This window comes from uncultured Rhodococcus sp. (genome assembly GCF_963525155.1).
Lineage (GTDB): Bacteria > Actinomycetota > Actinomycetes > Mycobacteriales > Mycobacteriaceae > Rhodococcus_F > Rhodococcus_F qingshengii.
Genome location: NZ_CAURKP010000198.1, coordinates 1 through 8,843 on the forward strand (window position 1 = coordinate 1; position 8,843 = coordinate 8,843).

At 61.8% G+C, this 8,843-nt stretch carries 10 protein-coding genes and 1 pseudogene; 6 read left to right on the top strand and 5 right to left on the bottom strand.

Translation table 11 applies throughout. From position 1 onward, the window contains the following. A pseudogene (locus RWT78_RS25380) lies at positions 1 to 572 on the bottom strand (ABC transporter substrate-binding protein); the annotation flags it as partial. Between the two features lie 101 nt (positions 573 to 673). After that, positions 674 to 1,027, bottom strand: a complete 354-nt coding sequence (locus RWT78_RS25385; protein WP_164490578.1) for a zinc ribbon domain-containing protein YjdM — start codon at positions 1,025 to 1,027, stop codon at positions 674 to 676. A gap of 104 nt (positions 1,028 to 1,131) precedes the next feature. Here RWT78_RS25385 and RWT78_RS25390 point away from each other — a divergent pair, with 104 nt between their 5' ends. The 4 genes from RWT78_RS25390 to RWT78_RS25405 all read left to right on the top strand — a co-directional run bounded on the left by RWT78_RS25390 (position 1,132) and on the right by RWT78_RS25405 (position 4,929). Next, positions 1,132 to 1,764: a TetR family transcriptional regulator gene (locus RWT78_RS25390; protein ID WP_314681741.1), complete on the top strand. Its 633-nt coding sequence runs from the start codon at positions 1,132 to 1,134 to the stop codon at positions 1,762 to 1,764. Between the two features lie 41 nt (positions 1,765 to 1,805). Next, positions 1,806 to 3,377 (top strand): MDR family MFS transporter, encoded by a 1,572-nt coding sequence (locus RWT78_RS25395; RefSeq protein ID WP_003944867.1) that lies wholly within the window; start codon positions 1,806 to 1,808, stop codon positions 3,375 to 3,377. Between the two features lie 79 nt (positions 3,378 to 3,456). Then, positions 3,457 to 3,990, top strand: coding sequence for a CHAP domain-containing protein (locus tag RWT78_RS25400; protein ID WP_314681743.1), 534 nt, complete (start codon positions 3,457 to 3,459; stop codon positions 3,988 to 3,990). 210 nt (positions 3,991 to 4,200) lie between these two features. Then, positions 4,201 to 4,929 (top strand): HD domain-containing protein, encoded by a 729-nt coding sequence (locus tag RWT78_RS25405; RefSeq protein WP_030536434.1) that lies wholly within the window; start codon positions 4,201 to 4,203, stop codon positions 4,927 to 4,929. Here the strand turns inward: RWT78_RS25405 and RWT78_RS25410 are convergent, their stop codons facing one another. Further along, the gene (locus tag RWT78_RS25410) at positions 4,930 to 5,301 is read right to left on the bottom strand and encodes a cupin domain-containing protein (protein WP_030536435.1); all 372 of its coding nucleotides are present in this window, start codon (positions 5,299 to 5,301) and stop codon (positions 4,930 to 4,932) included. A gap of 89 nt (positions 5,302 to 5,390) precedes the next feature. Here RWT78_RS25410 and RWT78_RS25415 point away from each other — a divergent pair, with 89 nt between their 5' ends. Then, positions 5,391 to 6,209, top strand: coding sequence for an AraC family transcriptional regulator (locus tag RWT78_RS25415; protein ID WP_275231670.1), 819 nt, complete (start codon positions 5,391 to 5,393; stop codon positions 6,207 to 6,209). Between the two features lie 95 nt (positions 6,210 to 6,304). Here the strand turns inward: RWT78_RS25415 and RWT78_RS25420 are convergent, their stop codons facing one another. Further along, complete coding sequence (locus tag RWT78_RS25420; RefSeq protein ID WP_228402241.1) at positions 6,305 to 6,928, bottom strand: hypothetical protein; 624 nt, start codon at positions 6,926 to 6,928, stop codon at positions 6,305 to 6,307. After that, on the bottom strand, positions 6,925 to 7,980 hold the full coding sequence (locus tag RWT78_RS25425) for a LacI family DNA-binding transcriptional regulator (RefSeq protein WP_270007884.1): 1,056 nt from the start codon (positions 7,978 to 7,980) through the stop codon (positions 6,925 to 6,927). Before RWT78_RS25425 ends, RWT78_RS25420 begins: the two co-directional genes overlap by 4 nt. Positions 7,981 to 8,050: 70 nt before the next feature. Here RWT78_RS25425 and RWT78_RS25430 point away from each other — a divergent pair. Beyond that, a partial coding sequence (locus RWT78_RS25430) for an MFS transporter (RefSeq protein ID WP_314681753.1) occupies positions 8,051 to 8,843 on the top strand: 793 nt, incomplete at its 3' end.

An 8,843-nucleotide genomic window follows, 5' to 3' on the forward strand; every position in this document is an offset into this window, starting at 1 on the left:
ACCAATTTCTTCATCTCGTCCCACGTGAGGAACCCGTTGAAGCCGGCGAACACCGGCACGCCTGTGGCAGAGAGTTCGTCGTAAGACTTTGCTGCGTAAGCATTTCCGGCCGTCAGGAGCATGACGATCAGATCCGGCGACACGCCGATGATTGCTTCCTTGTTCCACGTTCCCGCCGTGCCGAGGTTCGGGATGTTCGCAGCCTCCGGCATCGTGCGCAACACCGCGTCACCGCTCACACCCTCGAGACCGAAGAAGCCGCCGACGATCTTCTCCGGCGGCACACCGAGGTCGAGCACCGTCGCCATGGCGCTGACCTGGGCGATGACCATTCGCTGCGGATCCGAAGGGATCTCGACACTGCCCGTCTCGTCCTGCACCGTGACGAGACCGCCTGACTCCAAGCCATTTTCGTCACTGCTGCCCGCTGCCAGCAAGGTCGCGGCCGCGGCACCGAGCCCGGCGCCGAGGAAACCCCTGCGCGTCAGCGCATCGACGATGCGTTTCCACTGCTCCTCTGTATCGAGTGCGGTGTTATCGAGTGCGGGCGCCAGGCAGATCGAGTTCGGCACAGTTCGGTCCATTCGTTCGAGCGGTCGAGAATCACCTCGATTGTGGCTATCGAACCGTCGAAACTGAACAGGATTTCGAGCCGACAACTATCGCTGTCCGGTCACACCTTCTTGACGACGCTCGACTTCAATTGCATCGGTCCGATGCCGTCGACCTTGCAGTCGATGTCGTGGTCACCAACACCCTGAACAAGGCGGATGTTGCGAACTTTCGTACCTGACTTGATGCCGGTCGGACTGCCCTTCACCTTGAGCGTCTTGACGACCGTCACCGTGTCGCCGTCCGCAAGAATGTTGCCTACGGCATCTTTCACCACACCCAGGTCCTCGCCGGCACTATCGGTCGGCGCCCACTCGTGCGCGCAGGACGGGCAGACCATCAACGCGCCCATCTCGTAGGTGTATTCGCCGGCGCATTCAGGGCAAGGGGGCAAGGTGTCTTCCACGCGGTTCATCCTATCCACCAGGCACCCGATCCCCATTTTTGCATTTCATGAGGCATTCTTGGGCGAAATATTGCATTCGATGAAACTTTGCACTCTGTGCAATTATGGATGAAATGGGAACCGAAACTCTCGGATTGCGCGAACGAAAACGAATTGCGACGAGGCAGCTGATCGAGCACACCGCCGTCGAACTCGTTCTCGACCTGGGCTATGACGAAGTGACCGTCGAGAAAATCTGCGAAGCCTGCAATCTGTCGACCCGCACGTTCTTCAACTACTTCCCCACCAAGGACGCAGCGATCGGTGGGCTCATGCTCGTCGTGCCAAGTGAGACGACCATGCTCACGCTCATCGGCGAGCACCCGGACGATCCGCTGCGCGGCGCCCTCGCGGTATTCGAGGCGGCGATGCAAATCGTCGACGAGCGACCCGATCTGCTCGCGCATCGACGCGAATTGTTCGAGCGTCATCCCACGCTGTTGCAACAACATCTGGCCACCTTCCACGATGTTGAAGACACGCTCACCCGGATCCTCACGCGGGAGTTGTCGAACAGAACCGAGTATCGCCGCCTGCACTCGGACACAGCCGCTGCCGACGAAGCCACAGCAACGGTCATCACCGCAGGCGCCGCGATGCGTTACGTCTTCCGAAAATGGCAGAACAGTGAACGGGCAAGCCCCAGAACAGATTTGCTCGATCCGGCACTACTCCTGATGGCTCGAATACTGAGGTCCGAGAGCTGATCCACACTCTCGCACCCGCCGTCACTCAACTAAGGAACTACATGTCCACTCGAGAAGCTGCGACCGTCGAGCCCGACGGCACGCATACCGACACCGAGGCCTCGCCGGACAAACGGTCGATCATCCTCGTTTTTGTCGGGCTGATGATCACGATGCTTCTGGCTTCGCTCGACCAGATGATCTTCAGTACCGCTTTGCCCACCATCGTGGGCGAATTGAACGGCGTCAACCACATGGTCTGGGTGACGACGGCATACATCCTCGCCTCGACCGTCATGATGCCGGTGTACGGAAAACTCGGTGACCTGATCGGCCGCAAGGGCCTCTTCATCGGCGCCATCAGCATTTTCATCGTCGGTTCGGTGATCGGCGGTCTGTCCCACGACATGACCACACTCATCGCTGGTCGAGCCGTGCAGGGACTCGGCGGCGGCGGATTGATCCTGCTGTCCCAGGCGATCATCGCCGACGTCGTCCCCGCCAGGCAACGCGGCCGGTACATGGGTGCGATGGGCGGGGTGTTCGCACTGGCTTCGGTTGCCGGTCCCCTACTCGGCGGCTGGTTCACCGAGGGCATCGGTTGGCGTTGGGCCTTCTGGATCAACATCCCCCTAGGCCTACTCGCCATCGCGAGCGCGATGGCATTTCTGCACCTGCGGAAGCCGAACCTCGGCAAGCCTCGCATCGACTATCTGGGCATGGTTCTCGTCGCGACGGCAGCGACGTGTCTGATCCTGTTCACGACCTGGGGCGGAAACACCTACGCCTGGGGATCGGCCGTCATCATCGGGTTGATCGTCGGCTGCGTCGTGACGGCAGTGGCTTTTGTCTTCGTCGAAAAGCGTGCCGACGAACCGGTGATTCCGATGCACCTGTTCGCTCAGCGCAACTTCGTGTTGACCACCGTCGCCGGCCTGATCATCGGAATCGCCATGTTCGGTGCGCTCGCCTACCTGCCGACCTACATCCAAATGGTGACAGGCAAGAACGCCACCGAAGCTGGATTGATGATGATTCCCATGATGGCGGGCCTGCTCGTCGCCTCCATCGGGTCCGGCCAGCTGGTCAGCAAGACCGGCCGCTACAAGATCTTCCCCATCGTCGGAACATCCATCGTCGCTGTTGCTCTGGTCCTGCTCTCACGTCTGACGCCGTCGACCTCACTGCTGGTCTTCGGTTGCTACATCGCACTCATGGGTATCGGACTCGGCCTCGTCATGCAGATCTTGATCTTGATCGTGCAGAACACCTTCCCCGCGGCCGAAGTGGGAACGGCCACCGCGTCGAACAACTTCTTCCGCCAGATCGGTGCGTCGTTGGGCAGCGCGATCGTGGGCAGCCTGTTCGCCTCGCGTCTGACCAATCTCCTGGCCGAGCGACTCCCGGCGAATGGCGGCGCGGTCGGTGGTGACGAGAACTCCTTGACCCCGGGAATCCTCTGGAAGTTGCCGAGCCAGGTTCGCGAGATCATCGTCGGTGCATACAACGACGCGCTGGCGCCGATCTTCCTGTACCTCGTCCCCTTGGTCATCGCGGCGGTTGTCCTGTTGCTCTTCGTCAAGGAGAAGCCCCTCGCGACGACGATCGATCGCTCGGCGCCCCCGCTCGAGTAATTGACTATCGTGGCGTGATGTCGCACGCACCGAATACGCCCAGACGCACTCTCGCTGTTCTGGGCGTATTCGCGTTGTGGTGGTCGTAGTTGTCGCCGGCGCACTGTGGTGGTTCGCGCGCGGCGACGACGCTCTTGCCGGCGAGAATCTCGATTCGTTCCCGGCCGTCGACCACAGCATTCTCAGCGCTCAGCAGAGTGCGCTACTGGGCGTCCTCGAGCAGGAGTGGGAGTCAGGGAGTCCCGGCACCAAATACGCCGAGGGTGTCGAAGAATCGTGGTGTGCCGATTTCGTGAGCTGGTCGATGAACCAGATCGGCACGCCGTTCTCGAACCCCAACTCAGGGTCGTGGCGCATCCCCGGGGTGTACACGCTGCAGGAGTATTACGAGTCCGTCGACGCGTTTGTCCCCTACGGTCAGGACTACCAACCCAAGGTCGGCGACACGATCCTGTACGGCGACTCGAGCCCCTTCGGCCAACACGTCAACGTCGTTCTGGTCAACGACGCCGGCACTCTGACGACCGTCGGCGGCAACGAGAACAACAAGGTCATGCTCCATCGCATCGTCCCGTCGGAAGTCCCGGGCATCGTCGGGTTCGGCGTCATCTGAGCCCGAGCCCCACCGTCGTTGCTTGATGGTTCTTGCGATGTCCAGAGGTGAGGCTACAGATTCGTGGTTGCCGTTGGATGGCACTTGCTATTAACCGATATTCTGATAATTCCGTGTTTCCGTCATTGACAGACATTAGACATCTGTGAAGAAGTTTCCCTGCCAACTAGATTCGTATCCAGCTGTCCCCCCACCCAGAACAGGAATTCGATGCGCCCTGGTGAGCTCTCCACTCTCGAGCAGATACAACTCATGGCCCGCGCGGCTGCTGCGCAGGCCATGAGTGCTCCGTCGATGCTCCGACTGCGGCTCGGCCGCTACCCCACTCGCACACCCGAGCTGCGCAAACGCCCACTCCCCGACACCAAGCTGTGCAGCGAAGCGCTCGATCACGCCAGAGGAACCCTCTCCCCCGCGGTCTTGAACCACAGCCTGCGCTGCTGGATCTGGGCCGACGCCTTCGCGCAGATCGATGCGATCGAGTACGACCCCGAAGATCTCTTCACTGCGTGCGCCCTTCACGATGTCGGACTGGGCGCAGAAGGATCGGCCGAGCACGGGTGTTTCACCTACATCAGTGCCGCAGACGCAGAAGAACTCGCGACCCGAGTGGGAACTTCGGAGAGGTCGGTACAGCGAATCGGCGAAGCGATCCGTCTGCACATGGATCTGACCGTCGACCGCGGCGCGGGCGCTGACGCCTATCTACTGCATGCCGCAGCGCATTTCGACGTTGCCGGTCGGCGTGCGCCCGAAATTCCGCGAGCAACTGTTGATGCAGCAATCGCGGAGTACCCGCGAACAGGGTTCACCGACGAGTTCACGCAGTCGATGCGGCGCGAGGTCCAGCTCCGTCCGCACTCTCGCGCGGCGACGCTCTGGAGATCGGGCATGGCACTGCCGCTCCGAACCAATCCCCTGGATTGGAAGAGCCGCTAGCTACGTCCAGTCCTCGAGCACCGCGGTTCGTGATCCTCCGACGTTCCCGGTATTCACCACGCCCACGGGTTCGATCAACATCACCTCCGCTTCCTCTTCGGCGATGGGACAATGCTCGACTCCGCGAGGCACAACGAACAATTCACCGGGCCCCAGCGAAACATCTCCGTCGCGCAGTTGGATTCGGATCTGCCCCTTTGTCACCAGAAACATTTCGTCGGTGTCGGTGTGGGAGTGCCAGACGAATTCACCTTTGATCTTGACGATCTTGATCTCGTAATCATTGAGGGCCGCAATCTTCTTGGGCGACCAGTGCTCGGTGAACTGACCGAACTTCTCGCGGAGCGATACCGCTGTTGCCGAACTGTTCATGTTGTTCCTCCCTCGGGCGCGCCACCACCGCGATGACGACCCCGCCACTCTTCGTCACCCGAGGCAGCTGCGTCTTGTACGTTTCTGACATGGACCCCCGCGGCGCACAGATCACCGCGTGGGCACCGAGCCTCGCGGGAATCACCGAGGTCTTCCATGCCGATTTCGTCGGACACGCCTATCCCAAACACACGCACGATCAGTGGTCCCTGATGCTCGTCGACCGCGGCACGATTGCATACGACCTCGATCATCGCGCTCATGGCGCAGCACCAGAGATCGTGACTCTGTTGCCGCCAGGCATCGCACACGACGGAGTTCCGGTCACCGAGGCCGGATTTCGTCAACGAATCCTCTACCTCGACACGTCAGTTCTCGGCGAGGTCCTCATAGGCCCGGCGGTGGACAGCCCCGAGATTCGAGACCCTCTGCTGCGCCATCGCATCGATCAACTGCACTCTGCACTCGGCCCGGACGGCGAATCACTCGAAGCCGAAAGTCGCCTGGGGTTCCTCGCTGAAAGATTGAACGAGATCCTCACACCGGCCACAGGTCGATCCCTTCACACGCCGACCGTTGACGAACGCGTTGCCGATCAACTTCGGGACCTGCTCGATGCGCGACTCACAACGGGAATCACGATGCGGGAAGCGTCGAACATCCTGCAACGGAACCCCACGTATCTGATCAAGAACTTCGCGAAGCATTTCGGGCTTCCGCCTCACAAGTACGTGACGGGACGACGAATCGATCTGGCGCGACGCGCAATCCTCGCCGGGCGCGAATTGGCGGACGTGGCCGTCGACGTCGGATTCCACGATCAATCCCACCTGTCGCGGCACTTCGTCAAGCATGTCGGGGCGCCGCCCGGCAAATACTCACTGAACGTGGCCAGTGGAGCGCGCTAGTCGCAGCACCTGGCACCGGTTTCGTCGAGCAGACACTGGTTCCGGTCAGCTGGAGTCTGTGTCCACTGAATGAAAACGGTGTCAGGTCCCAACGATCAAGCAGCCGTCTCGAGGTCGACCAGGAGGAAGTCCTCGCGCCGCGGCCCGTATTCACGATCGGTCAGCTGATACGAGCGCAACGCGCGAGGTGCACGGGCCAACTCGTAGAAGCGCTCGGAGCCAGGCACGAGTTGCCTCGTAGCCCAACCCCAGTTCGGGCCGTGCGGAAACTTCGGGTCGGGCAGCATGTCGGACTCCATCGACATGAGCCGCAGGCGCCGAACTACCCCGGTCGTGGCGGCACTCTCGTCGAAATCGATCCATGCCTGACGGGCATTTGTGTCGTCACGAGGAGTTCCGGCGCGTAGTTGCAAAGCGCCCGCGGCTTCGATCCGAGAAGGCAACGGTGGTTCGGCGTCGAACATGAATTGCAGTGCAGCGACGCGAGCGATCGCCGGCTGGACCGGCTCCCGAATGCCTGACCCGTCGCGAGGCAGTCTCCACATCAATGGTTTCGAACTCGTGCGCACTTCCGCCGTCAAGACCCACGCCGGCTCGACTACCGCCCACCTGCTCGGGCTGTCGACATTCCAGGAGAGTCCCCACCGGACGGTCTCCCCCAATTCGGGAGGGACAAACCACCGAAGACGCAGACCGTCGATGACTACCGGCGTGATCATCGTGTCGAGGTTCGCCGACGCACCGACCATTCGACCGGCTCGACCGCATCGTCCAGCCCGAGAACCACGCGAGCTGCATTGCGCCCTTGATCGAACAGGGACTGGCGAACCGTCGTCAGGCCGGCGTCCGATGCGGCTGTTGTGTCGTCCCATCCGACGACTGCGACATCGTCGGGCAGCGCGAGGCCGAGTTCACGGATCGCGTCCAGAACCCCCAGAGCCAGTTCGTCACTCATCGCCAAGATGACATCGGGCCTTCGGCTCTCGGGAACGTCGAGCAGGGACCGAGCCATCCGCGCACCCTCGCTCCGCTCGTTGACAGTGACGACCCCTACCCGCACCGAGGGCCAATCGAGGCCCGCGTCGCGGACGGCGCGCTCGTAGCCCTCGAGCCGATGGCGGGACACCGGAAAGAACGCTTCACCTGGATCCACGTCCATCCGAATCTCGGACCGACGCTCACGATCCCACGGAAGGCTGATCACCGCGGGCCGCTGCGCCCCCGACAACCCGACTGCCCCGATCGCAACGGCGCCGGCAACATCGTCCATCCCGACGAGATCCACACCCTCGTGCAACGGACCACCCTGGATGCATGCGGGTTTTCCGGTGCCGACAATCGCGTCGAGGATGGGATCGTCGAAGACGGTGGTCCAGACGACAAAACCGTCTACTGCCGCGTCGCGAACTCTGTCGACGTCTCCGGCTTTCCCCGAGTTCGGCAGCATCATCAGCCCGGCGTTCGCATCCAGGCACGCTTCGGCGACTCCCGAGAGGAATCGCCGAGCTACTGCGTCTTCGAAGGCGTACGTCAGCTTCTCGCTGAAGACGACCGCGATGTTGTTGAATTTCCCGCTCCGCAAGGACTGCGCCGCCCGGTTCGGGCCCGCGTACTCGAGCTCTTCGGCGGCGGCGAACACCTTGGCCCGCGTTGATTCAGACACGCGCTCGGGCTGCGCGAAGGAGTACGACACCGACATCACCGACACGCCTGCGGCCTTGGCGACGTCGGCCATCGTCGGACGACTCGAACGCTGCGCACGTATGGCCATGAGCCTCAGCATAGCGAGTGCAAAATATTCATTGCGCAGGTGTGTATCGATACATGTATCGTTACACAACATGAGTGCTCGACTGCCGAAGGCAACCACGCTACGGCTGATGACACTGGCCGGAGCAGCCTTCGCCTACGTGACGGCCGAAATGCTCCCCGTCGGACTGCTCAGCGAAATCTCGACGGACCTCGACGTCACCGAAGGGCGTGTCGGCCTACTGCTGACCTTCTATGCATACGGTGTCGCGGTCTTGACGCTTCCGCTGATCGGAGCGGTCAAAACCTGGCCGCGACGACGGGTCGTCGTTCTGACGGTGGCCACCCTCGCGGTGTCGCAACTGGTCGCAGCATTGGCCGTCAACTATCCGATGCTGGTGATCGGACGATTGCTCTGCGCTGCGACGCACGGAGTGTTCTGGGCTGTCGTTGCCCCGGTCGCAGCCACTCTGGTTCCGCGCGGACAACAGGGCAAGGCAATCGCGATGGTGTATGCCGGTACGTCTCTCGCTTTTGTTCTCGGAGGTCCACTGTCTTCGGCGATCGGCCAATCCTGGGGTTGGCGGACTGCGTCGGCGGCAATCGGTGTGGTGGCAGTGGTCATTGCTTTCTCACTGCATCGTGCGTTGCCCGAAATGCCGGTCGATCAACACCATCGGAGCAAGCGAGACAAACCGAACCCGACACCGGCGATGAAACGGGCACTCGCCGTCATCTGCGCGGCAACGCTGTTTGCCGCCCTGGGGCAATTCGCTTCGTACACGTTCTTCACACTTCTGGTGGAGGAAAGCCTCGGCTCGTCCGGTGGCATCCGTACCGCGATGCTTCTGGTCTACGGCGCCGCCGGCGCCGTCGGAGTGTGGG